Annotated in this window: 19 protein-coding genes; 10 read left to right on the forward strand and 9 right to left on the reverse strand. The window is 69.6% G+C overall.

Annotated elements, in window-relative coordinates; all coding sequences use genetic code 11:
• Positions 1-38: 38 nt before the first annotated feature.
• Positions 39-1,139 (reverse strand): baeRF3 domain-containing protein, encoded by a 1,101-nt coding sequence (locus tag ACWIHT_RS01180; protein WP_456163088.1) that lies wholly within the window; start codon positions 1,137-1,139, stop codon positions 39-41.
• Between the two features lie 87 nt (positions 1,140-1,226).
• On the opposite strand from ACWIHT_RS01180, the gene ACWIHT_RS01185 reads away from it, so the two are divergent.
• The 3 genes from ACWIHT_RS01185 to asnB all read left to right on the forward strand — a co-directional run bounded on the left by ACWIHT_RS01185 (position 1,227) and on the right by asnB (position 6,094).
• Positions 1,227-2,657, forward strand: coding sequence for a basic amino acid/polyamine antiporter (locus tag ACWIHT_RS01185; protein ID WP_456163090.1), 1,431 nt, complete (start codon positions 1,227-1,229; stop codon positions 2,655-2,657).
• Between the two features lie 44 nt (positions 2,658-2,701).
• A complete protein-coding gene (gene arcA, locus ACWIHT_RS01190; RefSeq protein ID WP_456163092.1) occupies positions 2,702-3,964 on the forward strand; it encodes an arginine deiminase in 1,263 nt (420 codons plus the stop codon).
• Positions 3,965-4,252: 288 nt separating this feature from the next.
• Positions 4,253-6,094: an asparagine synthase (glutamine-hydrolyzing) gene (asnB, locus tag ACWIHT_RS01195; RefSeq protein ID WP_456163094.1), complete on the forward strand. Its 1,842-nt coding sequence runs from the start codon at positions 4,253-4,255 to the stop codon at positions 6,092-6,094.
• Here the strand turns inward: asnB and ACWIHT_RS01200 are convergent.
• Positions 6,083-7,693, reverse strand: a complete 1,611-nt coding sequence (locus ACWIHT_RS01200) for an alpha/beta hydrolase (RefSeq protein ID WP_456163096.1) — start codon at positions 7,691-7,693, stop codon at positions 6,083-6,085. The two genes, asnB and ACWIHT_RS01200, sit on opposite strands and share 12 nt — an antisense overlap.
• Positions 7,694-8,023: 330 nt before the next feature.
• On the opposite strand from ACWIHT_RS01200, the gene ACWIHT_RS01205 reads away from it, so the two are divergent.
• Positions 8,024-8,674 carry a chaplin gene (locus ACWIHT_RS01205; protein ID WP_456163098.1) on the forward strand — a complete coding sequence of 217 codons (651 nt, stop codon included), beginning with the start codon at positions 8,024-8,026 and terminating at the stop codon, positions 8,672-8,674.
• Positions 8,675-8,755: 81 nt separating this feature from the next.
• Here the strand turns inward: ACWIHT_RS01205 and ACWIHT_RS01210 are convergent, their stop codons facing one another.
• Together ACWIHT_RS01210 and ACWIHT_RS01215 are read right to left on the reverse strand one after the other, a co-directional pair.
• Positions 8,756-9,274 carry a GNAT family N-acetyltransferase gene (locus ACWIHT_RS01210; RefSeq protein ID WP_456163100.1) on the reverse strand — a complete coding sequence of 173 codons (519 nt, stop codon included), beginning with the start codon at positions 9,272-9,274 and terminating at the stop codon, positions 8,756-8,758.
• A gap of 24 nt (positions 9,275-9,298) precedes the next feature.
• The gene (locus tag ACWIHT_RS01215; RefSeq protein WP_456163102.1) at positions 9,299-10,228 is read right to left on the reverse strand and encodes a LysR substrate-binding domain-containing protein; all 930 of its coding nucleotides are present in this window, start codon (positions 10,226-10,228) and stop codon (positions 9,299-9,301) included.
• Between the two features lie 177 nt (positions 10,229-10,405).
• Between ACWIHT_RS01215 and ACWIHT_RS01220 the strand changes: the two genes are divergently transcribed.
• Together ACWIHT_RS01220 and ACWIHT_RS01225 are read left to right on the forward strand one after the other, a co-directional pair.
• Complete coding sequence (locus ACWIHT_RS01220; protein ID WP_456163104.1) at positions 10,406-11,305, forward strand: SDR family oxidoreductase; 900 nt, start codon at positions 10,406-10,408, stop codon at positions 11,303-11,305.
• Positions 11,306-11,397: 92 nt separating this feature from the next.
• Positions 11,398-12,174, forward strand: a complete 777-nt coding sequence (locus ACWIHT_RS01225; protein ID WP_456163106.1) for a GNAT family N-acetyltransferase — start codon at positions 11,398-11,400, stop codon at positions 12,172-12,174.
• Between the two features lie 4 nt (positions 12,175-12,178).
• Here the strand turns inward: ACWIHT_RS01225 and ACWIHT_RS01230 are convergent, their stop codons facing one another.
• Together ACWIHT_RS01230 and ACWIHT_RS01235 are read right to left on the reverse strand one after the other, a co-directional pair.
• Entirely contained in the window at positions 12,179-13,060 is an 882-nt protein-coding gene (locus ACWIHT_RS01230; protein WP_456163108.1) for a GNAT family N-acetyltransferase, read from the reverse strand.
• Positions 13,061-13,161: 101 nt separating this feature from the next.
• Positions 13,162-13,425 carry a GlsB/YeaQ/YmgE family stress response membrane protein gene (locus ACWIHT_RS01235; RefSeq protein ID WP_200709613.1) on the reverse strand — a complete coding sequence of 88 codons (264 nt, stop codon included), beginning with the start codon at positions 13,423-13,425 and terminating at the stop codon, positions 13,162-13,164.
• 229 nt (positions 13,426-13,654) lie between these two features.
• Between ACWIHT_RS01235 and ACWIHT_RS01240 the strand changes: the two genes are divergently transcribed.
• Complete coding sequence (locus tag ACWIHT_RS01240; protein WP_456163111.1) at positions 13,655-15,085, forward strand: hydrolase; 1,431 nt, start codon at positions 13,655-13,657, stop codon at positions 15,083-15,085.
• Here the strand turns inward: ACWIHT_RS01240 and ACWIHT_RS01245 are convergent.
• Positions 15,072-17,831 (reverse strand): glycoside hydrolase family 2 protein, encoded by a 2,760-nt coding sequence (locus ACWIHT_RS01245; RefSeq protein WP_456164550.1) that lies wholly within the window; start codon positions 17,829-17,831, stop codon positions 15,072-15,074. The genes ACWIHT_RS01240 and ACWIHT_RS01245 overlap by 14 nt on opposite strands.
• Positions 17,832-17,933: 102 nt before the next feature.
• A complete protein-coding gene (locus ACWIHT_RS01250; RefSeq protein WP_456164552.1) occupies positions 17,934-19,118 on the reverse strand; it encodes an ROK family protein in 1,185 nt (394 codons plus the stop codon).
• A 141-nt stretch (positions 19,119-19,259) separates the two neighbouring features.
• On the opposite strand from ACWIHT_RS01250, the gene ACWIHT_RS01255 reads away from it, so the two are divergent.
• The 3 genes from ACWIHT_RS01255 to ACWIHT_RS01265 all read left to right on the forward strand — a co-directional run bounded on the left by ACWIHT_RS01255 (position 19,260) and on the right by ACWIHT_RS01265 (position 22,374).
• Complete coding sequence (locus ACWIHT_RS01255; RefSeq protein ID WP_456163113.1) at positions 19,260-20,708, forward strand: APC family permease; 1,449 nt, start codon at positions 19,260-19,262, stop codon at positions 20,706-20,708.
• 78 nt (positions 20,709-20,786) lie between these two features.
• Complete coding sequence (locus ACWIHT_RS01260) at positions 20,787-21,515, forward strand: phosphotransferase (protein ID WP_456163115.1); 729 nt, start codon at positions 20,787-20,789, stop codon at positions 21,513-21,515.
• A gap of 88 nt (positions 21,516-21,603) precedes the next feature.
• Positions 21,604-22,374, forward strand: coding sequence for an ArsR/SmtB family transcription factor (locus tag ACWIHT_RS01265; RefSeq protein WP_456163117.1), 771 nt, complete (start codon positions 21,604-21,606; stop codon positions 22,372-22,374).
• A gap of 29 nt (positions 22,375-22,403) precedes the next feature.
• Here ACWIHT_RS01265 and ACWIHT_RS01270 read toward each other — a convergent pair whose 3' ends face one another.
• Complete coding sequence (locus ACWIHT_RS01270; RefSeq protein ID WP_019069111.1) at positions 22,404-22,844, reverse strand: SPW repeat protein; 441 nt, start codon at positions 22,842-22,844, stop codon at positions 22,404-22,406.
• Positions 22,845-22,853 lie beyond the last annotated feature (9 nt).

The raw sequence follows: 22,853 nt of genomic DNA on the forward strand, positions 1-22,853 counted from the left end.
CGCAGGGGAGGGGCGACCTCGGGGATGAACAGACGGCCTCAGTAGCGCAGCACGCCCGCGATGCCGGCCGCGTCGGTGAGGGTGCCGTCGGGGACGAAGCGGACCTCGGCGCCGGTCTCCAGGCACTGTTCGACGATCTCGTCCACGATGTCCTCGCGGGCGTCGAGGTCGCCGCTCTCGGCGGGCACCAGGTGGTCGCCGTGGTCGTCGCGGACCGTGACGCGGTAGTTCTCCTCGACGGCCAGCAGCCGGACCCGGCCCTCGCGGGCGTTCTGCCAGACCTCGTCGACGCCGGCCGCGAACTCCTTGCGCCCGCGCGCCGATTCGAGCTCCTGGGTCACGGTGACGGTGTTGTTCCGGGCCTCGGCGTCGACCAGTGGCCGTACGGCCTGCCACACCGCGTCGGGTGTGCCGTGCGCGAGACCGCCATGGGGGATGTGCACCGCGCCCTTGGTGGCGCTGCCGACCTCGTCCAGCGCCGACAGGGCCGCCTGCTCGCCGGTGATGTAGAGCGGGCGCCGGTGCTCGCGCAGGATCCGGCCCATCGCGGTGTCGGCCTCGCGCAGGAAGTGCCGGGTGTCCTCGTCGCGGAAGGTGCTCGGGATGTCGCCGATGCGCTCCTGGCGCTCGGCGTCGAAGTTGTCCCGGTGGTCGCGGGTCAGCGGGAAGCCGCCGGTGTGGTCCTCGGTGACGCGGTCGACACCGCCGTTCCACAGCGTGACGCGGTCCGCGGAGACCGACAGGACCCAGAACGGCCGCTCGGAGGCCTGCGCGGAGACGAGATTGCGGGTGAGGAAGGTGTCGGAGAGCACCACACGTTCAGGCACCGACCTGGCGAGGGACCACACCTGGTGCTCACCCGGCGCGGCGAAGATCACCAGACCGTCCTCGGCGTGCGCGAGATCGATCTCGGCGAGGGCCTGGTCGAGCTGGCGGGAGACGTCGATGCGCCGGTCCCGGGGGACCGCGGGATCGGCCTCCAGCTGCTTCTTGGCCTCGGCCAGCACATTGCGCAGCCGGACCGGATCCTGGGCGTTGTCGGGCTCACGGCGATGTGTCGGGGTGAGCACGGAGACCGCGGGGTAGGGGCGCGGGCGCCGCAGTTCGGTCAGGGTGGCGGGACTCAGTGCGTGCTCCATAACAGCACGATAGGGCCGATTCACCGATGGGGCATATGGGGGAAGCCCGCCAGGCAAATGGGGCAATTGGTTGCTAACGTCCCTCGGGTGACGCAAGCCGCCACCACCACCGACTCCCGGACCACGGCCGCCAAGCTGACCCTGCCGACGCTGACCACCATGGTGGTCGGCTCCATGGTCGGGGCCGGGGTGTTCTCGCTCCCGCGCCGGTTCGCGCAGGAGACGGGCGTGGCCGGCGCCCTGATCGCCTGGGCCGTCGCCGGTACCGGGATGCTGATGCTGGCCTTCGTCTTCCAGACCCTCGCCGTCCGCAGACCCGATCTCGACGCGGGTGTCTACGCCTACGCGAAGGCAGGCTTCGGCCAATACCTCGGTTTCTTCGCCGCGTTCGGCTACTGGGCCAGCGCCTGCGTCGGCAACGTGACGTACTGGGTGCTGATCATGTCGACGATCGGCACGATCGCACCCTCGCTCGGCGAGGGCGACACCGTCCTCGCGGTGGTCCTCTCCTCGGCCGGACTGTGGCTCTTCTTCCTGCTGATCAGCCGCGGGGTGAAGGAGGCGGCGGCGATCAACCGGATCGTCACCGTCGCCAAGGTCGTCCCGATCCTCGTCTTCGTCATCCTGGCGCTCTTCTATCTCAAGCCGCATGTCTTCGCCGAGAACTTCGGCGGCGCCGACTACGCGGGCTCCCTGTTCCAACAGGTCAAGGGCACGATGCTGGCAACGGTCTTCGTCTTCCTGGGAGTTGAGGGCGCGAGCGTCTACTCCCGGCACGCCAAGCGCCGCGAGGACGTCGGCCGCGCCACCGTCCTCGGCTTCCTCAGCGTCTTCGCCGTCTTCGCGTCGGTCACGATCGTGTCGTACGGCCTGATGCCGATGGGTGAGATCGCCGAGCTGCGGCAGCCGTCCATGGCGGGCGTGCTGGAACACGCGGTGGGCACCTGGGGCAAGGTCTTCGTCAGCGTCGGGCTGATCATCTCGGTGCTCGGCGCCTATCTCGCCTGGACGTTGATGGCCGCCGAGGTGCTGTTCGTCGCCGCCAAGGACGACGACATGCCGCGCTTCCTGAAGAAGTCCACGGCCGCCGACGTGCCCGTCCCCGCACTGGTGATGACCACCCTGCTCAGCCAAGTCGTCCTGGTCGTCACCTACTTCTCCGACGACGCCTTCAACTTCGCGCTGGACCTGACCAGTTCGCTGACGCTGATCCCGTTCCTGCTGGCGGCGGGCTTCGCCGTGCGGATCGCCCTCGCACAAACCCGCTCCGGGCGGGGCGAGTTGGTGGTGGCTGTGCTCGCCACCGTCTACACCGCGTTCCTCATCTACGCGGCCGGCTTCAAGTACCTCCTCGTCTCGTTCATCATCTACGCGCCCGCCACCTTCCTGTTCGTCAAGGCCCGCAGGGAACAGGGGCGTTCGCCCTTCTCGGCCCGCGAACTGGTGATCCTCGCCGTCTCGATCGCGGGCGCCGTGGTCGGGATCGTCGCGCTCGCAGCGGGCTGGATCAGCCTCTGACCCGCCTCTGACCCGCCTGTGACCTCCGGAAAGGTGTGTGCATCGTGACCAACCCAGACACCGTGGGCCGACATGAGTACGGCGTCCACTCCGAGGTCGGCCGACTGCGCAAGGTGCTGGTCTGCGCCCCGGGCCTGGCCCATCGCAGGCTCACCCCGACCAACTCCGACGACCTGCTCTTCGACGACGTGATGTGGGTCGAGAACGCCCAGCGCGACCACGCCGACTTCGTCAACAAACTCCGCGAACGCGGCGTCGACGTCGTCGAGTTGCACGAACTGCTCGCCCAGACCATGACGATCCCCGCCGCCAAGGACTGGCTCCTCGACCGGAAGATCGTCGCCAACGAGGTCGGCCTCGGCCTCATCGACGCGACCCGCGCCTATCTGGAGAGCCTCGAACCGGCCGAACTCGCCAAGTACTTGATCGGCGGCCTCGCCACCACCGACCTCCCCGACGACTACCGCACCGACTACGTCGCCCTCGCCCGCGAGTCCACCGGCGTCCGCGAATACCTGATGCCACCGCTGCCCAACACCCTCTACACCCGCGACACGACCTGCTGGCTCTACGGCGGCCTCACCCTCAACCCGCTCTACTGGCCCGCCCGGCACGACGAGACCCTGCTGATGAAGGCGATCTACACCTTCCACCCGGACTTCGCGGGCTCCCTCGTCTGGTGGGGCGACCCCGAACTCGACTGGGGGCAGGCCACGTTCGAGGGCGGCGACATCATGCCCGTCGGCAACGGCGTGGTCCTCATGGGGATGAGCGAGCGCACCTCGCGCCAGGCCATCACCCAGGTCGCCAAGGCGCTCTTCGACCTGGGCGCCGCCGAGCACATCGTCGTGGCCGGTATGCCGAAGCTGCGCTCCGCGATGCACCTCGACACCGTCTTCACCTTCGCCGACCGCGACTTGGTGACCCTGTACCCGGCGATCATGGACGCCGTCCACGCCTTCTCCCTGCGCCCCGGCACCAAGGGGCCCGGCATCGACATCGTCGACGAGGGCTCGACGCCGTTCACCGACGTCGTCGCCAAGGCGCTCGGCCTGCCCGAGTTGCGGGTCGTGGAGACGGGCGGCGACATCTACGCCTCCGAGCGCCAGCAGTGGGACAGCGGCAACAACGCGGTCGCGCTGGAACCGGGCGTGGTCTTCACCTACGACCGCAACACCCAGACCAACACCCTGCTGCGCAAGGCCGGCGTCGAGGTCATCACGATCGTCGGCGCCGAACTGGGGCGCGGCCGGGGCGGCGGCCACTGCATGACCTGCCCGATCGTGCGGGACCCGGTGGAGTTCTGAACTGCCGGGCGAACCAGGGATGTTGGTGAACTCTTTGCCTGTGGCCGGTTCCTGACGAGCGCTGCCCGGTGGGACGCCGGTCGGTGGATCCCGGGGACGCAAAGCACGGCCGAAAGCGGTGGGGTGGCTCGGCCGTTCACGTTACGGGCATGTTGACCGACCTCGATGCGGTGGCGCACCCTCGATGTGTAGGTGCTAGATACAACTGGTTCGTTCAGGCAACCTCTATCTGAGAGAAATACCAGGTGGAACGGGGTTGCCCGACCGACCGGACGCAGGAGGTAACGCATGTGCGGCATCACCGGATGGGTCTCCTTCGACCGTGAACTGCGCACCGAGGCCGCGACATTGGATGCAATGACCGAGACGATGGCCTGCCGCGGCCCGGACGACCGAGGCGTCTGGGCGCAGGGCCCCGCCGCCCTCGGACACCGCCGGCTCGCGATCATCGACCTGCCCGGCGGGCACCAGCCGATGACCGCCGACACGGCGGACGGCACGGTCGCCCTCGTCTACTCGGGGGAGACCTACAACTTCACCGAACTGCGCCGCCAACTCGCCGACCGGGGACACCGGTTCACCACCGACTCCGACACCGAGGTCGTCCTGCGCGGCTATCTCGAATGGGGCGACACCGTCGCCGAACGCCTCAACGGCATGTACGCCTTCGCGATCTGGGACGGCCGCCGCGACCGGCTCGTCATGATCCGCGACCGCATGGGCATCAAGCCCTTCTACTACCACCCGACCCCCGACGGCGTCCTCTTCGGCTCCGAACCCAAGGCGATCCTCGCCAACCCGCTCGCCCGCGCCAAGGTCACCCTGGACGGCCTGCGGGAAGTCTTCACCATGGTCAAGACACCTCAACACGCCATCTGGGACGGCATGTTCGAGGTCGAGCCCGGCACAGTCGTCACCGTCGATCGCGGGGGCCTGCGCCGCCGCGTCTACTGGCAGTTGGAGACCCGCCCGCACACCGACGACCGCGACACGACCGTGGCCACCGTCCGCACCCTCCTCGACGACATCGTGCGCCGCCAACTCGTCGCCGACGTGCCCCGCTGCACCCTGCTCTCCGGCGGCCTCGACTCCTCCGCCATGACCGCCATCGCCGCCCGCCAACTCGGCGAACATGGCGAGAAGGTACGCAGTTTCGCCGTCGACTTCGTCGGCCAGAGCGAGAACTTCGTCGCCGACCCGCTCCGCGCCACCCCCGACACGCCGTACGTCCACGACGTGGCCCACGCCTCGGGCACCGACCACCAGGACATCGTGCTCGACGCACAGGCCCTCGCCGATCTCGACGTACGGGCGAAGACGATCCGGGCCCGCGATCTCCCCACGGGCTTCGGCGACATGGACTCCTCGCTGTACCTGTTGTTCCGCGCCATCCGCGACCAGTCCACCGTCGCGCTGTCCGGCGAATCCGCCGACGAGGTCTTCGGCGGCTACCAGCAGTTCTTCGACGAGGAGGCCCGGCGCGCCGCCACCTTCCCCTGGCTGGTGCGCTTCGGCCGGGACTTCGGCGACGACGTCGGCGTACTGCGCACGGACCTGACCGAGGCGCTGGACACGCCGTCGTACATCGCCGACGGCTACCGCACCGCCGTCTCAGGCGTCCAACGTCTCGACGGCGAGAGCGACTTCGAGTACGGCATGCGGCGCGTCTGCCACCTCCACCTCACCCGCTTCGTCCGCATCCTGCTCGACCGCAAGGACCGCGCGAGCATGGCCGTCGGCCTGGAGGTCCGCGTCCCGTTCTGCGACCACCGGCTCGTCGAGTACGTCTACAACACGCCCTGGTCCCTCAAGTCCTACGACGGCCGGGAGAAGACCCTGCTCCGGGAGGCCACCGCGGACGTCCTCCCGAAGTCCGTGTACGACCGGGTCAAGAGCCCGTACCCGTCCACCCAGGACCCCAAGTACGCGGTCGCCCTCCAGGACCACGCCAAGGACCTGCTCGCCCGCCCCTCCCACCCGGTCTTCGACCTCGTGGACCGCGACAAGCTCCGCGAGGTCGCCCACCGCGATGCCCCCATCAGTACCCAGGCGGGCCGGCGCGGACTGGAACGCGCCCTCGACCTGGCGATCTGGCTCGACCTCTACAAGCCCGAGATCTCACTCGCCTGAGCCCGAGGTGTCCGGCTGGCAGGAACTCCCGCTCGGCGGCAGCGAGCCGTACAGCAGGAAGTCGTTGACCTTGGTGTGCACACACTTGGACGACGCGTAACCGGTGTGGCCCTCACCCTTGTTGTCGAGCACCACGGCCGAGGAGCCGAGCCTGTGTGCCGTCTCCACGGTCCAGCGGTACGGCGTCGCCGGGTCGCCCCGGGTGCCGACGAGCAGCATCTTCGACGTGTCCACGTTCTTGACGTCGTCGCGGATGTAGTCGGTGCCCTTGGGGCGGCCGTAGCACATCAGCACCTCGGTGAGCCGGTAGCGGCCGAAGACCGGTGACGCGGCCTGGTACTCGGCGCGCAGCCCGGCCAGGTCCTTGGTGATCCGCTCGGCGGTGGGGCGGTCGGGGTCGTCGGCGCAGTTGATGGCCATGAGTGCGGCCGGGAGGTTGTCGAGCGGGACGTTCTGCGCGTCGACGAGCCCGCCGCCCGACTCCTTGCCGCCGCTCCGCAGGCCCGGCAGTCCGGACCCGCCGGACGAGAACGCCATCACGGCCCGTGTGTCACCGTCCTCCACCAGCGAGGCGATGGCACGCTCCAGCGTCGGCCACAACTGCCTGCTGTACAGCGCCTGACTGATGGCGCCCACCAGATCCTGACCGGAGAAGGTGTCACCGAAGTCCGTCTGCACCGGATCCTGGTCGAGCGAGTCGACGAGCCCCACGACCCGGTCCGGCGCCGATCGCGCGTCCGTGCCGAAAGGACAGGCGATGTCCCGCACACACCAGTTGAGGAAGTCCTCCAGCGCCGTCTGCTGTCCCTCGGCCCCGGCCCTGCCCTGCTCGGACAGCGGCTCGGTGAGGGTGTCGACTCCGTCGAGCACCAACCGGCCGACCTTCTTGGGGAATTGGGCCGCGTACACCGCGCCGAGCCGCGTTCCGTAGGAGAAGCCGAGGTAGTTGAGCTTCTTGTCGCCGAGGGCCTGGCGCATCACGTCCAGGTCCCTGGAGGCGTTGACCGTTCCTATGTGGGGCAGGACCGCACCGGAGTACTTGGCGCAGACGGCCGCCGCCTTCCGCAACTGCTTGAGGACCACCTTCGGATCGCTGCTGTCGATGTCCGCCGGTTCCTCGTCCGTCGCGGTCGAGCCCTGTTCGGTGCCCGCGCCACAACTGACGGGCGAGGACTGGCCGACTCCGCGCGGATCGAAGGTGACGACGTCGTAGCCGTTCGTCAGATCCATGAACTCCTTGCCGTCCGAGGCGAGTTCACTGACGCCCGCGCCACCGGGCCCACCGAAGTTCAGCAACACGGAACCCCTCGACTTCCCGGTCGCCCGGTAGCGGGCGAGCGCGAGATCGAGCGTCGCTCCGGCGGGCTTCGCGTAGTCGAGCGGGACGGTGACCTTCCCGCACCGCAGATCCTTGGGCGCGTCCTGGTCCTTGCACGCGGCCCACTTCACCTTCTGCCGGTAGAACCGGGACAGGTCGGGCCGCGACCCGTTGTCGGCCGCGGCGACCGTGGGCAGCCCCGCGCCGAGCAGTGCCAGCGTGAGGACCCCGGTGAACGCGCAGCGCCGGAACGCGGGCCGCGATGACAGCCTGGCCAGCATCAATGCCTCCAAGGACGCGCTGTGACCAGCGCCCTCGATCACGATAAGCGGGCCTCACGGGGCCCGCCTCCCGGCGGGCGGAACGGCGATCGCTGCCGTATTCTGCGCCCCTTCAATAGGCATAAGGGGTTTTCCGACTAATGGTTTTCCGATTGCCCGGGGGTGTCGGGGGAGTTGTTACGAGTAGTTCGATAACCGTGACGCTCGATGGAGTGAAAGGCCGATAAGCCATAACTCGGATGGTGCGCCCACGTTTTATTCGGTGCGGGTGACCGCCCGCGAACACGTCTGGAAGGCAGGGAGCCTATGAAACGGGTTACCCGAAACGGAATGATCGCCGTCGCCGCCGCGTCCGGTGCGATGGCCGCGGCGATGCCCGCGTTCGCCGACTCCGCAGCGGCCGGTTCGGCGGCCGGTTCGGCGGGGGTGGTCTCCGGCAACACGATCCAGCTCCCGGTGCACGTACCGGTGAACGTGTGCGGAAACACCGTGAACGTGGTGGGGCTGCTGAATCCCGCCGCGGGCAACAGGTGTGCCAATGAGGGCGGTGGCGGAAAGAGCCCCGCCGGGCCACGCGGAGGAGCCTCGGCACAGGGAGGCGGAAAGGATTCGCCCGGTGTGGTGACCGGAAACGGAGTGCGGCTCCCGGTCCATCTCCCGGTGAATGTCACCGGCAATTCCGTGAATGTCGTGGGCGTCGGCAATCCCGTCGTGGGCAACCGGTCGGAGAACACTCCCGGTCGCCACCCCCACCACCCGGCGCGGCCGACGCCCGAGCCGCCGGCACCGACTCCCGCGCCGCCGAAACCGCACCCGGCGCCCGCCACGCACGTGCGGGGGCGCCCGGCCCCGCCCGCCGCCGCGGCCTCGCTGGCCCACACGGGCACGGACGACCTGGTCCCGGCCGCCGCCACGAGCGCGGCCCTCCTCCTGGGCGGCGCCGCCCTGTACCGGCGCTTCCGCCCCGGGGCGGGCCGCTGACCCGGACACCCGCGCCAGGACGGAAGGCCCCACCGGGCAGACGACCGGTGGGGCCTCCGCCGTACGAACTGCCTTGATGGATCAGGGGAGTTCGCCGCGCAGAATGCTGTACCGCACCCCGTCCCGCCACTGCCCGTTCCGGTACACGACGCTGCGCAGAACGCCCTCCCGGGTGAACCCGGCCTTCTCCAGGGCGCGTTGCTCGGCGAAGTTCTCCGTCTCCGTGTCCGCCTCGACACGCATCACCAGGGTGTGCGCGAACAGATAGCGCACCAACTGCCGTTGTGCCTCGGTCCCGATGCCCTGTCCGCGCGCCTCGGGCAGCAGGGTGATGCCCATGTTCCAGTAGTGGCAGTTCGGCGTCGTGGTGACCGGCCTCCAGGCGACGAACCCCACGGGCTCCTCGGCTCGGAGCACCATCAGATACGACTGGTCACCGCCGAGCAGACGATCCTCGGACCACTGCCGCCGCCAGCGCCGGACATCGCTCCAGCCGTGCCACTGGAACTCCGACGCGGCCTCCGGGTCGCCGAGGAAGCGCTCCATGACGGCCAGGCCGGCTTCGTCCACCGGCCGCAGTGCGATGTTGTCCAAGGTCATACGGGACAAGCTAGAGGGCCTCAACTAGTGCGCGCCATCGGGGCGTTCGGCGGAATCGGCCGGAGCCCTGAGGAGGGCGTGGGCCGCCTTCCGGAACGCGGACAGCAGTCGGTTGTGCTCGCCTGCCCGGGTCGCGAGGGCGACATGACTCGGCTCGACGCCGTGCAGGGGGATCGCGACGATGTCGGGGCGGATCGTCTGCCCGGGGCGGACGCCGGCCGCGATGGCCACGGCCCGTCCGTCGGCGACGAACTCGAACTTGTCCTCCAGGGCCCGGACGACCGGACCACCGGGCGCCGGCCGGCCGTCGGGCCGGGGATCGATACGCCAGAAGGCCGCCCACGCCGGATCCGCCCCGGGGACCTGCGGCACGGGCTCGTCGGCGATGTCGTCCACGGTCACGGACTCCTTCCCGGCCAGCCGGTGGTCGAGCGGCACGAGCAGGACGCGCGGCTCGTCGTAGAGGACCGTGACGTCCAACTCGTCGGTGGAGAACGGCAGTCGGGCCACCACCACGTCCACCCGCCGTTCGAGCAGGGCCGCGCGTACGTCGTCGTAGGCCAGATGTACGACGTGCACATCGGCGTCCGGATGCCGGCGCCGTACCTCGCGTACCGCCGGGGTCACGAACAGGTTCGCCATGTACCCGACGGTGAGACGGCTGGGCTCCGCGGCGGCGCGGGTCTCGGCGGCGGCCTGGGCGGTGGCGCGCAACAGCCCCTTGGCGCGCGGCAGAAAGACCTCCCCGGCCTCCGTGAGCCGAGTCCCCTGCGGGGTGCGGTCCAGCAGCCGGGCACCCAACTGCCCCTCCAGCCGCCGGACTTGACGGCTCAGGGACGGTTGGGTGATGTGCAGGGTCTCGGCGGCGCGACCGAAGTGACGCTGCTCGGCGACGGCGACGAAGTACCGCACGAGACGCAGTTCGAGATCGGGCGCGGGAGGGAGGTCCGTCATGCCCCCACCGTACTGCGCGACGCGCCAGACATCTCGAAGAAATAGCTGCTGAACAGCAGTGATGCCTGATCCGCATTGCCTCATACGAAACAGGCTTTGGACCCGGAACCGGTGCCCCGACCACGATGGAAGCACAGCACGACCCGGTTCGGCACCCATCCATCGAAGGAACGCAGCATGCGAGTATTCGTCACCGGCGCGACCGGATTCATCGGCTCCGCCGTGGTCCGTGAACTGCTCGACGCGGGGCACACGGTCACCGGTCTGGCCCGCTCCGACGCGTCCGCCGACGCACTGACGGCCGCGGGCGCCGCCGTGCACCGGGGTTCGCTCGACGACCTCGACAGCCTGCGCCGCGGCGCCGAGGCGGCGGACGGGGTCTGCCATCTGGCGTTCATCCACGACTTCACCGAATTCGCCGCCAACTGCGCCACCGACCTGCGCGCGATCGAGACGATCGGCGACGCGCTCGCGGGCACCGACAAGCCCTTCGTGGTGACTTCGGGCACCCCCGGGCTCGACCAGGGGCGGGTGGCGACCGAGGAGGACAGCGTCGACCCGGAGTCGTTCGCGGCCGTCCGCCAGCCGTCCGAGATCGCTGCGGTCGCGCTCGCGGAGCGCGGGGTACGGTCCTCGGTCGTCCGGCTGCCCCGGTCCGTGCACGGCAGGGGCGACAAGGGATTCGTCGCGGCGCTGATCGCCGCCGCCCGCGAGAAGGGCCTGTCGGTATACGTCGGCGACGGCACCAACCGGTGGCCCGCCGTGCACCGCCTCGACGCGGCCCGACTGTACCGATGGGCCCTGGAGTCGGCCCCGGCGGGCGCGCGGTACCACGCGGTCGGCGACGAGGGGCTGCCGCTCCGGGAGATCGCGGAGGTCATCGGCACCCGTGTCGACGTCCCGACGGGCAGCGTGACGCCCGAGGAAGCGGTCGGGCACTTCGGTTTCCTGGGCCTCATCGCCTCGCTGGACTGCCCGGCGTCGAGCACGCTGACGCAGAAGCAGACGGGGTGGCAGCCCGTGGAGGTGGGCTTGATCGCCGACCTCGAAGCGGGCCACTACTTCGACATGGAGTGAGTGGAGTAGGAAGCAGGGCTCCCGGCAATGGCGCCGCGCCCGGGGCGCATAATTCCGTTGCCGGGCTCGCCCGCGGATGTTGAAGTGGCCGCATGGATCATGCCGAGGTGCTCGCCCTCCACGACCGCGACCTGCGCGAACGCGCCCAGCCCAACGGACCCGGTGCCCGGGTGGAGCGGACCGGGGGAGTGGTGCGCCAGGTCGCCGGCGCGGACGGCTGGAACGGCGTCCTGTGGGCGGACCTGGACGAGACCGACGCCGACGCGGCGATCGCCGAACAGATCGCGTACTTCACCGGACTCGGCCGCGACTTCGAGTGGAAGCTCTACGGCCACGATCTGCCGACGGATCTCGGACAGCGGCTGACGGCGGCCGGGTTCACCCCCGAACCGCGGGAAACCCTGATGATCGGCGAGATCGCGGCACTCGCCCTCGACGCCGAACTGCCGGACGGCATCCGCCTGTTGCCCGCCACCGACCGCGCGAGCGTCGACCTCGTGGCGGACGTCCACGAGAAGGCCTTCGGCACGGACAGCTCCCGGTTGCGCTCCAGCCTGCTCGCCCAGCTCGCCGCCGATCCGGACACGGTCGTCGCCGTCGTCGCCCTGGCCGGGGACGAACCGGTGAGCGCGGCGCGGATGGAACTGGTCCCCGGTACCCCGTTCGCCGGCCTGTGGGGCGGCGGCACGGTCGAGAGCTGGCGGGGCCGCGGCATCTACCGCGCCCTGGTCGCGCACCGCACCCGCATCGCGGCCGACCGCGGCTACCGCTACGTCCAGGTCGACGCCTCCGACCAGAGCCGCCCCATCCTCGAACGCCTCGGCCTCACACCGCTCACCACGACCACGCCGTACGTGTACCAGCCGTAGGCGTCTACAGGTCGAGCTGGTACTCCACCGCCCGATGCGTCGGCACATAGCCGAGCGCGTCGTTCACCGCCCGCATGGGCGCGTTGTCGTCCGCCGTGTCCGTGAGCAACCCGGCGAGCAGCGGGTGGAGTTGACGCGCCCGGTGGATCGAGACGGCCTTCATCCAGCGGGCGAGACCGCGGCCACGATGGGCGGGCAGTACGGCCGTACCGTAGTGCTGCGCGTCGCCGCGTCCGTCGCCCGGTACGACCAGTTCGGAGAAACCGACGACGCGCCCGTCGTTCGTGTCCACGGCGGCGACGGTGTGCAGCAGCTCCCCGCGGCGCGCGACCGCCTCCGCCGCCGCGACCAGTCGTTCCACATCCCATACGACGGTGCCGTAGTCGGTGTCCTGCATCGGCATGTCGTCCATCGCGCCGCGCGACTCGGCGTAGGAGCGGGCGAGTTCGGCCGGAACCGTGCCGTGCCATTCCGTCAACTCATAGCCGGGGTGCGGGCGTTGGGCGTACTTGCCGATCGCCGTGAGATCCGCGTCGGCCAGCGACAGGCGGGCGTACGTCAGGGTCAGTACTGGACGGAAGCCGCTGGCCGGCAGGAACTCGTCGGCGGGCGAACCCTGTTGGGCCTGGGTGACGATCGAACGTCGGCCCTCCGCGCGGGCTGCGGCTGCCGCGGCTTCCAACAGCCGGGTGCCGATGCCCTGTCGGCGTTCGGCGGCGTGCACCGACAGCTCCAGTTCACCGAGATGCGCCTGCCCCTCCTTGAGGAACAGGCGCAGTGAAGCCGACCCGACGGGCACGCCGTCGGCGTCCTGGGCGAGCCAGACGAGACGACGGCTCGACGGGCCGGACTCCGGGTCGACGAGCGGGATGACGCGTGGTGACAAGGGATCTCCGGGAGGGATACGCGAAGCACGGGACCGGGCGGCGGGCTCGCAGTAGCCTGCCGCCGCCGGGTCTCACCCGCAACGCATTTCCCGTCCCCCGCTCAGCGGCGCACCCGTGTCCGGTCCAGCGCGGCGATGCCGACGGCCGCCAGGCCGATCTGGATGAGCCACTCGATCCAGTCGATGCCCTTCGTGTCGGCGACCCCCAGGCCCGAGGCGATCGCCGCGCCGAGCAGCGCCGCCACGATGCCGACCACGATCGTCAGCACGATGCCTATGTGCTGGCGGCCCGGAACGACGAGCCGTCCCAACACGCCAATGATGATGCCGATGATGATGGCACTGATGATGCCCGAGATCTCCATCTCCGCCCCTCTTTGTCGTTGTCCTCGCTCTCACCTTGTGCCCGCTGCGGGCCGAGCCACTCCGACGAGTTCTGTCGGCTGTTATTGCCGCGACTTTCTGTTCACCACCCCTTCATGCCATGTACCTTTCAATCGTTCAACGCGTGTAGAACTCCCCAACTACCGTTCTACGCGCGCAGATCAGGCGCCCGCACCGCACCTTTCCCATCCCCTCACGGAGGTTCGCCGGATGCTTGGATCCAGAAGATCCCGCCGCAGACTCACCACCGCCCTCGCCGGCCTGGGACTTTTCGTCACGGGGGCGGCCCTCCAGGTCACCACCACGGCCACGCCCGCGCACGCGGCCACCACGCACCGCATCCTGTTCGACGACGGCCACGCCGAGGAGGCGGGCAACGCCGACTGGATCATCTCCACCAGCAAGCCCGACCCGCTGGCCCAGGACTCCTCCCCGTCCTCGGAGACGGACTGGACCGGGGCACTGTCGTCGTGGGGCGTGGCCCTTCAGAAGACCGGCAGTTACAGCCTGAAGACCGCCACCAGCGCGCTCACGTACGGCGGTTCGTCGACGACCGACCTGTCGAACTTCGACACGCTGGTCCTGCCGGAGCCCAACACGCTGTTCACGACGGCCGAGAAGACCGCGATCATGACGTTCGTCCAGAACGGCGGCGGTCTCTTCATGATCTCCGACCACACGGGCGCCGACCGCAACAGCGACGGTGAGGACGCGGTCGAGATCCTCAACGACCTGATGACCAACAACAGCGTCGACTCGACCGACCCGTTCGGCTTCTCCATCGACACCCTCGACATCAGCTCCGGCTACCCCGCAGCGATCAGCGACAGCAGCAACGCCGTCCTGAACGGCGCCTTCGGCACCGTCACCAAGAGCCTGATCGCCGACGGTACGACGGCCACGCTGAAGCCCGCGGACAACGCGAACGTCAAGGGCCTCGTGTACCGCAGCGGTTACTCCGGCAACACCGGCGCGTTCTTCGCCACCAGCACCTTCGGCAGCGGTCGCGTCGCTTTCTGGGGCGACAGCTCGCCCATCGACGACGGCACCGGCCAGTCCGGCAACACGCTCTACGACGGCTGGAACGACACCGGCGCCACCAACGCCGCCCTCGCCCTCAACGCCACCGCGTGGCTGGCCGGCGACGGCAGCACCGGCGGTGGCGGAGGCGGCGGTGGCGGCGGCACCTGCACCGCCGCCCAGCTGCTCGGCAACCCGGGCTTCGAGTCCGGCAACACCACCTGGACCGCCAGCAGCGGCGTCATCACCAGCTCCACCAGCGAGGCCGCCCGCACCGGCTCCTACAAGGCATGGCTCGACGGTTACGGAACGGCCCACACCGACACACTTTCCCAGTCGGTGACCATCCCCTCCGGCTGCTCCGCCACCCTCAGCTTCTATCTGCACATCGACACCGCGGAGACCACCACCAGCACCGCCTACGACAAGCTGACGGTCACCGCCGGATCCACCACCCTGGCCACGTACTCGAACCTGAACGCGGCCTCCGGATACGTCCTGAAGTCCTTCGACGTCTCCTCCCTGGCCGGTACCACCGCCACCATCAAGTTCAGCGGCGTCGAGGGGTCCACCCTCCAGACGTCGTTCGTCATCGACGACACCGCTCTCAACGTGAGCTGAGCCGTCCGGACGGTCCCGGCGAGCCCGCCGGGACCGTCCGCTCCGGCGTGTTCCAGCCGGAGATCCGCACCCGGGGCGCCGACCCGTGCAGCTCGGACGTCCGGTAGGTCACCGTCAGCGTCTTCGACTCCCCGGGCCACAGGCTCACTTCGTTGTCGGACCACGTCACCGGCAGCACCGGCTTGCCCGCCGAGTCCACGAGGTGGACATCGGTGAGGAGCGAAGGAGTCTTCCCCTTCCCGGAGTTGCGCACCGTGACGGTCGTGGTCGAGGTGCCGTCCGTGCCCGCCGAGGTCGACGCGCTCGCCGAAACCGGCACCCGTGCCATCGAGTTGAGCCCCTTGAGGTCGGCGTAGCTCGTCGTCGGCGTGTAGTACCAGTCGGTGTGCGCCCAGTCGAGCGTGTCGGGCTTGCCGGAGAGCCAGTACACGTTCCGGCTCACCTCCTTGCCGGACGCGTCGGTCAGCGTCAGCCGCACCAGGTACGTCGTCGACAGCCCGCTCACCGACGCGGGCAGGGTGAGCGCGGTGCCGTGCGCGCCGCCGCCGGAGACCGTCACCCCGGCCACCCGCCTGTCGTACTTCTGTGTGCCGTCGGTGCTGAACAGCGTTGCCCGCGCCGTGAGTTGGGAGGCGGACGCGTTCCGGTTGTTCACCACGACGACCGACCGGTCGTCGTAGGAGTACTGGATGTGCAGCGGCTCGTTCGCCTTCTTCGCGCCGAAGTAGGCACCGCCCTGGTCGAGGTAACGGTCCATCAACTGCCAGTGCAGCGAGGTCCATCCGCTGTTGAACATCCAGTAGACGACTCCGGTCGCGGGCTTCGAGGTGTCGGTGGCGTTGCGCTCGTAGGCCTCGAACTGGGCGCGCACGTTCTCGTACTGGGCGAGCTGGGCCTTGCGGACGTAGTCGGTGAGGCTCGTCGGTGGGCCGTAGCGGCCGGTGAGGGCGTTGTCGTAGAGCTTGAGGGTGTTAAAGACCGGGGACGGGGAGCGGTGGTACTGCTTGGCGCCCGGGTCCTTCCAGAGGGTGGCGAGTTCGGCCGGGGTCATCATGCGGCGCAGGGTGTCGAGGGTGGGGATGTCGGGGCCCGCGCTGGTCTCGGAGTTGAAGCCGGTGGCGCCGCCCTCGCGTTTGGCGTACCAGTAGTTCGGCGGGATCCAGTCGTACGGGCCGGTCATCTTCATGCCCGAACTGCCGGTGATCGGTGAGGAGTTGTCGGATGCGGCGGCGACTACCGGGGTCTTCCAGTCGGCCGCCTTCAGCGCGTCGACGTAGGTCTTCTCGATCGTCGCGTCGGGGGCGAAGTCGCTGCCGATGAGGAACGAGATCACGCTCGGGTGGTCGCGCAGCCGGGCGGCCTCGGCGGCCATCGACGCCTTGGCCACCGGATAGTCGGCGGCGGTCCACTTCTCGCCGGTCTCGTCCCCGTTGACCTGGCCCTCCCACTTGTCGCAGCACTCCCAGCCGGGGAGGGTCAGGATGCCGTAGCGGTCGGCCAGATCGAAGAACTCGTCCGGCTCGATGTGCCCTTCCAGGCGGATGGTGTTCAGGCCCAGGTCGAGGGCGTACCTCAGCCGGTCCTCGACATAGGTCCGGTCCCAGCGCAGGAACTCGTCCGGCGACCAACCGCCGCCCTTGATCAGCAACTTGCGGCCGTTGACGCGGTACTGGCGGTCGCCGGAGGAGTTCAGCGGGGCCTGGACATCGCGGATGCCGAAGGTCTGGTGCGCGGTGTCGGAGGGGGTGCCGTTGACGGAGGCGGTGAGGTAGAGGCCGTAGAGCGGCTGGCCGCCCATGCCCGCGGGCCACCAGACCTTCGGGGAGTTCAGATGGATGCTGAAGGTGACGGTCTTCGTCTGGTGTGCGGCGAGGGAGACGGTCGTCGCGAAGGCCTTGGCGCCGATGCTGCCCTTGACCTCGGCGGTGACGGGAGTGTTCGTGTCGTTGCGTGCCCGCGCCTTGACCGTCAGGTCGGCGGAGGCGAGCGACGGCACGGCGAGTTTCGTGACCACATGTGCGTCGCGGAGCGCGACCGGGCCGCCGCGGCGGACGAGGACGTCACGGACGATGCCCATGTTCTGGTCGGGCGGCGGCTGGAGCCAGTCGATCCAGCCCATGGTGAGATTCTTGTTCGGGTCGTTCGGCCGGATGCGGAAGGCGACCGTGTTCGTGCCGGAGCGGACGAGCGAGGTGACGTCCAACTCGTGCTGCGTGTAGGCGCCGTTGACGTAGGCGGCCTCGGCGATCCGCTTGCCGTTGACGTACACGTCGGCCGCCGAGATCACCCCGCTGAAGTCGAGGTAGGTGCGCTTCGTGCGGTCGGCGACCGTGAAGTCGCCGCGGTACCACCACGGGACCTGGAAGTCGGCCTTCGGGATCTTCTGCTGGTTGGTCGAGTGGAACGGGTCGGCGTACACGCCGTCGGCGATCAGGGCCGCGAGGACCGTCGAGCGCGCGCCTGCCGGATACCAGCCGGTCGCCCGGTAGCCGGGGGAGGAGACGGCCGCGGGGGAGTCGGTGACCTTGGCGGACGACTGGATCGCGTAGCCGGACAGCGGGGTGGCGGCCCCGGCGGTCGAGCCTACGGCGGTCGACCCTACGGCGGTCACCGGGGCCCGGGTGGGCGACGGCTCCCGGGCTCCCGCCCACGCGCTGGTGGTGAGGGTACCGAGCAGGCCGAGGGCCACGGCGGCCGTGGTGAGACGGCTTCTGAGCAGTGGGGGGACGGCGGGGCGGTGGAACACGGGGGACTCCAGCCTCGTCAAGTTAGGAAACTTTACTAACTGCGAGAGAAGGTAGGCCGGAGGATGAGGCGTGTCAATCACCGTTGCCCGTGGGTGAGTTGTTCAGGACGCCGAACGGCGCTCGAAGACGAGGTCCCGTGCCGTGCCCAGGGCGGTGGCCACCGCGCCCAGCAACACCGCGTCCTCGCCCAGCGCGCTCGGCACGATCTTCGGCCGCAGCGGGGTGAGCGCGCGCAGGTTCTCGCGCACCGGGCGGAGCAGCAGATCGACGCTGTGCCCGACCCCGCCGCCCAGGACGACCAGGTCCGGATCGAGCACGGCCGCCGCGGCGGCCACCGTGTGCGCGATCCGCTCGCCCTCCAGCTCAACTGCCTTGACTGCGGCGGGATTTCCCTGCCGGGCCGCGTCGAACACGGACTTCGCGGTGAGCTGCTGCCCGCTCATGCCGAACATCCGGGCCGCCTCGACGACGGCCACCCCGGACACGGCGTCCTCCAGCGTCTCCGGCTTCTGCTGCCCGGGCCACGGCAGGAACCCGATCTCCCCGGCCCCGCCGTGCGCCCCCGTGAACAGCCGTCCCTCGCTGACCACACCCATGCCGAGACCGGTGCCGATCATGATGTACGCGAACAGCCGACTGCCCGCGCCGACGCCGTACGTGTACTCGCCCAGCGCCGCGAGATTGGCGTCGTTGTGCACCTCCAGCGGGACACCCAGCTCCTCGCGCATCCGGTCGAACAGCCCGGCCCGGCCCCAGCCCGGCAGATGCATCGCGTACCGCACCCGCCGCCGCTGCTCGTCGTACACGCCGGGAGTTCCCACCACGGCGTGCACGACCGCGGCCGGTGCGACCTCGGAGTTCGCCACGACCTGGTGCGCGGTGGCGACCACCAGCTCGGCCATGGCGCCCGAGCTGCGGGCCCGGTTGCGGACGTCCGCGCGGGCCACCACCTCGCCGTCCAGATTGGCCACCGCGACCCGCAGCCAGCTGCGCCCCACATCGATCCCGAGTGCGTACCCGGCGGCCGGATCGGGGGCGTAGAGCACGGCGGTCCGGCCGCGCTCGGGGGCCCGGGTGCCGACCTCGTGGACCAGTCCCGCCTCCGCGAGCGCGGCGAGCGCGCTGGAGACCGTCGGCTTCGACAGGCCGGTCTCGCGGGCGAGTTGGGCGCGCGAGGCGGCACCGGCGGTGCGCAGCCGGTCGAGCAGCAGCCGCTCGTTGACGCTCCGCAACCGCTGCCGGCTCCAGGGCTGTTCGTGCTGCTCTACGGCGTCGCTGGCGGGCATCGCACCATTCTCACTCATCGGGGACACCCTCTTGACGAGTCTAGTAAGGCTCCTTAACTTTATCGCCCAGTCAGCCACCGGATACCGGCCCGCACGCCGCACCCCGCTTCCCTCGCGTCACGCACCCCTCCAGGAGCCCCCATGTCCGGTAGTCCGCCCCCAGAAGGCGGCTTCGTCCGCCGCGTCGGCCTCTTCCAGGCCACCGCCATCAACATGAGCCAGATGTGCGGCATCGGGCCGTTCGTCACGATCCCGCTGATGGTCGCCGCGTTCGGCGGCCCGCAGGCGGTCATCGGCTTCGTCGCGGGCGCGATCCTCGCCCTCGCCGACGGGCTCGTCTGGGCCGAGATGGGCGCCGCGATGCCCGGCTCCGGCGGCAGTTACGTCTATCTCCGCCAGGCCTTCCAGTACCGCACGGGCCGGCTGATGCCGTTCCTGTTCGTGTGGACGGCGATGCTCTTCATCCCGCTGATCATGTCGACCGGAGTGGTCGGCTTCGTGCAGTATCTCGGCTACCTGGCACCGGACTTGGGCCAGACGTCCGGCGACCTCATCGGCCTCGGCGTCATCGCCCTGGTGATCCTCCTGCTCTGGCGCGGCATCGAGAACATCGCCCGCATCACCGCCGTGATGTGGACCGTGATGATCGCCTCGGTGTTCCTGGTGATCCTGGCCGCCGCCACCCACTTCAGCGGCCACCTCGCCTTCACCTACCCCGCGCACGCCTTCGACCTGGGCAGCGACCACTTCTGGCTCGGCTTCGCCGGCGGCCTCACCATCGGCATCTACGACTACCTCGGCTACAACACCACCGCCTACATGGGCGCCGAGATCAAGGACCCCGGCCGCACCCTGCCGCGCTCCATCCTCTTCTCGATCGTCGGCATCATGGTGATCTACCTGCTGCTCCAGATCGGCACCCTCGGCGTCATCGACTGGCACCGGATGATCAACCCGAACGACATCGCCTCCACTTCGGTGGCCTCCGCGGTCCTGGAGAAGACCTGGGGCAAGGGCGCCGCCGACACGGTCACCGTCCTGATCCTGATCACGGCCTTCGCCTCGGTCTTCACCGGCCTTCTCGGCGGCTCCCGGGTGCCCTACGACGCGGCCCGCGAACGCGTCTTCTTCCGCCCCTACGCCAAACTCCACCCCAAGCACCGCTTCCCGATGCTCGGCCTGGCCACCATGGGCGTGATCACGGCGATCGGCTTCCTCATCGGCCGCCACACCGACCTCGCGACCCTGATCCAGCTCCTCACCACGGTCATGGTCATCGTCCAGGCGCTGGCCCAGATCATCGCCCTGACGGTCCTGCGCAAACGCCAGCCGACCCTCCGCCGCCCCTACCGCATGTGGCTCTACCCGGTACCGAGCATCATCGCCTTCGTCGGCTGGTGCGTGATCTACGGCTACGCCGACAAGAACTCCCCGGGCCGCCACCCCATCGAGTGGTCCCTCGCCTGGCTCGCCCTCGGCTGTGTCGCGTTCGTCGTCTGGGCCCGCTTCGAGAAGGTGTGGCCGTTCGGCCCGAATGAGATCACGGAGGAGTACCTCACGGAGACGGTGCCTGAACCCGCCGGTACCTAGCGGCTGTTGGCCCGTCCCGTCCCGATCTCACGCCCAGCGATACTCATTTGGTCGAACGAGTTCGGGGAGGCAGGTCACGTGGAGGAGTCGGTGCTCGGCGGAGGCGCGGTGAACGAGGTCGTACGGGTCGGGGCGACCGTACGCCGTACGCCCTCCGAACGGTCGCGGTACGTCAGCGAGTTGCTCGCGCTGTTCGAGCGGCGGGGGTGGGCGGGGGCGCCGCGCTTCCTCGGTACGGACGAGCGAGGGCGGGAGGTGTTCCAGTACATCGAGGGGCGGGCGGCCGTCGGTCCCGAGGAGCGGTCGGCCGCCCGCGGCGACGACACCCTGGTCCGGGTCGCACAACTCGTCCGCGCCTTCCACGACTTGACCCACGGCACAGCGTCGGCCGGCGATCAGGACGTCGTCTGCCACAACGACCTCGCCCCCAAGAACACCGTCTACGACACCACGTGGCGGCCGGTGGCCTTCGTCGACTGGGACCTCGCCGGCCCGGGCGAGCGTGTCCACGACGTCGCCCATGTCTGCTGGCAGTACCTGGACCTCGGCCCGGCCGTCACCGACGTACGCGGGACCGCCCGCCGGATCGCGCTGATCTGCGAGGCGTACGGCCTCGATGACACCGACCGGCTCCTGGACGGGGTCCTGCGGTGGCAGGACCGGTGCGCGCGAGGCATCGAGTCCGGCGCCGAGCGCGGTGAACGTGGCATGGCGGCCCTGCGGGCGAGCGGAGTCGTCGACGACATCCGGGACGCGCGGGACTGGGTGGCCGCGCACCGCCGCGAGCTGGGCGCGTTCCTGGGCTGAGCGCCGTAGGAGCGCTGGAGCTGTTCGCCTTGACGTGCAGGTAATTGCCTGCATAACGTTGAGTGTGCGATCCGAACATGACCCAGGGATGGACGCGGTCTTCAAGGCGCTGGCCGACGAGACCCGCAGGCGGCTGCTGGACCGGTTGCACGAGCACAACGGGCAGACGCTCGGCGAGCTGTGCGGGCGCATCGACATGACCCGCCAGTCGGTGACCCAGCATCTGGCCGTCCTGGAGGCCGCCAACCTGGTCAGCACGGTGCGGCGCGGGCGGGAGAAGCTGCACTACCTGAATCCGGTTCCGCTGCACGAGATACAGCAGCGCTGGATCGACAAGTTCGAGCGCCCGCGCCTTCGCGCGCTCGGAGACCTGAAGCGACGAGCCGAGGAAGCCATGGCCGACAAACCGACATTCGTCTACGTCACCTACATCGCGAGTACGCCCGAGAAGGTCTGGGACGCCCTCACCGACGCCGATCTGACCGCCGCCTACTGGGGGCACAGCAATGTGTCCGACTGGCGGCGGGGTTCGCGTTGGGAGCATGTGCGCATCGACGGTTCCGGTATCGCCGACGTCGTCGGGACCGTCGTCGAGAGCGACCGCCCGAACCGCCTGGTGACCACCTGGACCTCGCCGGAGAACGAGGGCGAGGAGGACGCGTACTCCCGCGTTACCTACGACATCCGGCGGCACGAGGACATCGTGCGTCTCACCGTCACCCACGAGGACCTCGCCGACGAGGGCGAGCTGTCCGACGTGTCCGGCGGCTGGCCCGCGGTGCTGTCCAACCTGAAGTCCGTCCTCGAAACCGGCAGCCCCCTCCCGCAGTCGCCGTGGCTGGTGCCGGGCGACCACTGAAGGGGGCGTGGTTCCTTCCTCCGAGCGCTCTACGGTTTGGGAGTGCTCCGCGCCGCCGTCGCGGCACACACGATGCCCAGGAGCACGGCCAGCCCGCCGATGATGACGTTGTTCAGGATGACGCCCTTGTCGGGGCTGTCGCCGACGATCCACGGCGAGACGATCATCCAGACACCCAGGGCGCTCATCGCCCAGCTGAGGCCGTACATGCGCTCCGGCGCCCTGGTGAACCCGAGGGCCAGCAGGCCGATCGCGATGCCGACGATCAGATTGTGCGGCACGAGCGCCGGCTGGCTCGTCGTGTAGTGGAGTATCCACGGGGATACGGCGCAGTACAGACCGAGCAGGAACACCGGTCCGTCCACGAGCGCCACATCGCGTCCACCGAGCATGCGGGCGTATCGCGCCTGCATTTCGGAGACATCAGGGTGGCTCGCTATGTCACCTCTGGTGTGCGAGACGTTGGCCATGACTCGTCT

This window comes from Streptomyces sp. NPDC002276, from assembly GCF_053891435.1.

Excerpts from the sequence above, each read along its gene's own strand:
- ACWIHT_RS01180 (WP_456163088.1), bottom strand. The coding sequence starts at position 1,139 with ATGGAGCACGCACTGAGTCCCGCCACCCTGACCGAACTGCGGCGCCCG.
- asnB (WP_456163094.1), top strand. The coding sequence starts at position 4,253 with ATGTGCGGCATCACCGGATGGGTCTCCTTCGACCGTGAACTGCGCACC.
- ACWIHT_RS01200 (WP_456163096.1), bottom strand. The coding sequence starts at position 7,693 with ATGCTGGCCAGGCTGTCATCGCGGCCCGCGTTCCGGCGCTGCGCGTTC.
- ACWIHT_RS01205 (WP_456163098.1), top strand. The coding sequence starts at position 8,024 with ATGATCGCCGTCGCCGCCGCGTCCGGTGCGATGGCCGCGGCGATGCCC.
- ACWIHT_RS01210 (WP_456163100.1), bottom strand. The coding sequence starts at position 9,274 with ATGACCTTGGACAACATCGCACTGCGGCCGGTGGACGAAGCCGGCCTG.
- ACWIHT_RS01215 (WP_456163102.1), bottom strand. The coding sequence starts at position 10,228 with ATGACGGACCTCCCTCCCGCGCCCGATCTCGAACTGCGTCTCGTGCGG.
- ACWIHT_RS01220 (WP_456163104.1), top strand. The coding sequence starts at position 10,406 with ATGCGAGTATTCGTCACCGGCGCGACCGGATTCATCGGCTCCGCCGTG.
- ACWIHT_RS01225 (WP_456163106.1), top strand. The coding sequence starts at position 11,398 with ATGGATCATGCCGAGGTGCTCGCCCTCCACGACCGCGACCTGCGCGAA.
- ACWIHT_RS01235 (WP_200709613.1), bottom strand. The coding sequence starts at position 13,425 with ATGGAGATCTCGGGCATCATCAGTGCCATCATCATCGGCATCATCATT.
- ACWIHT_RS01240 (WP_456163111.1), top strand. The coding sequence starts at position 13,655 with ATGCTTGGATCCAGAAGATCCCGCCGCAGACTCACCACCGCCCTCGCC.
- ACWIHT_RS01250 (WP_456164552.1), bottom strand. The coding sequence starts at position 19,118 with ATGCCCGCCAGCGACGCCGTAGAGCAGCACGAACAGCCCTGGAGCCGG.
- ACWIHT_RS01255 (WP_456163113.1), top strand. The coding sequence starts at position 19,260 with ATGTCCGGTAGTCCGCCCCCAGAAGGCGGCTTCGTCCGCCGCGTCGGC.
- ACWIHT_RS01265 (WP_456163117.1), top strand. The coding sequence starts at position 21,604 with ATGGACGCGGTCTTCAAGGCGCTGGCCGACGAGACCCGCAGGCGGCTG.
- ACWIHT_RS01270 (WP_019069111.1), bottom strand. The coding sequence starts at position 22,844 with ATGGCCAACGTCTCGCACACCAGAGGTGACATAGCGAGCCACCCTGAT.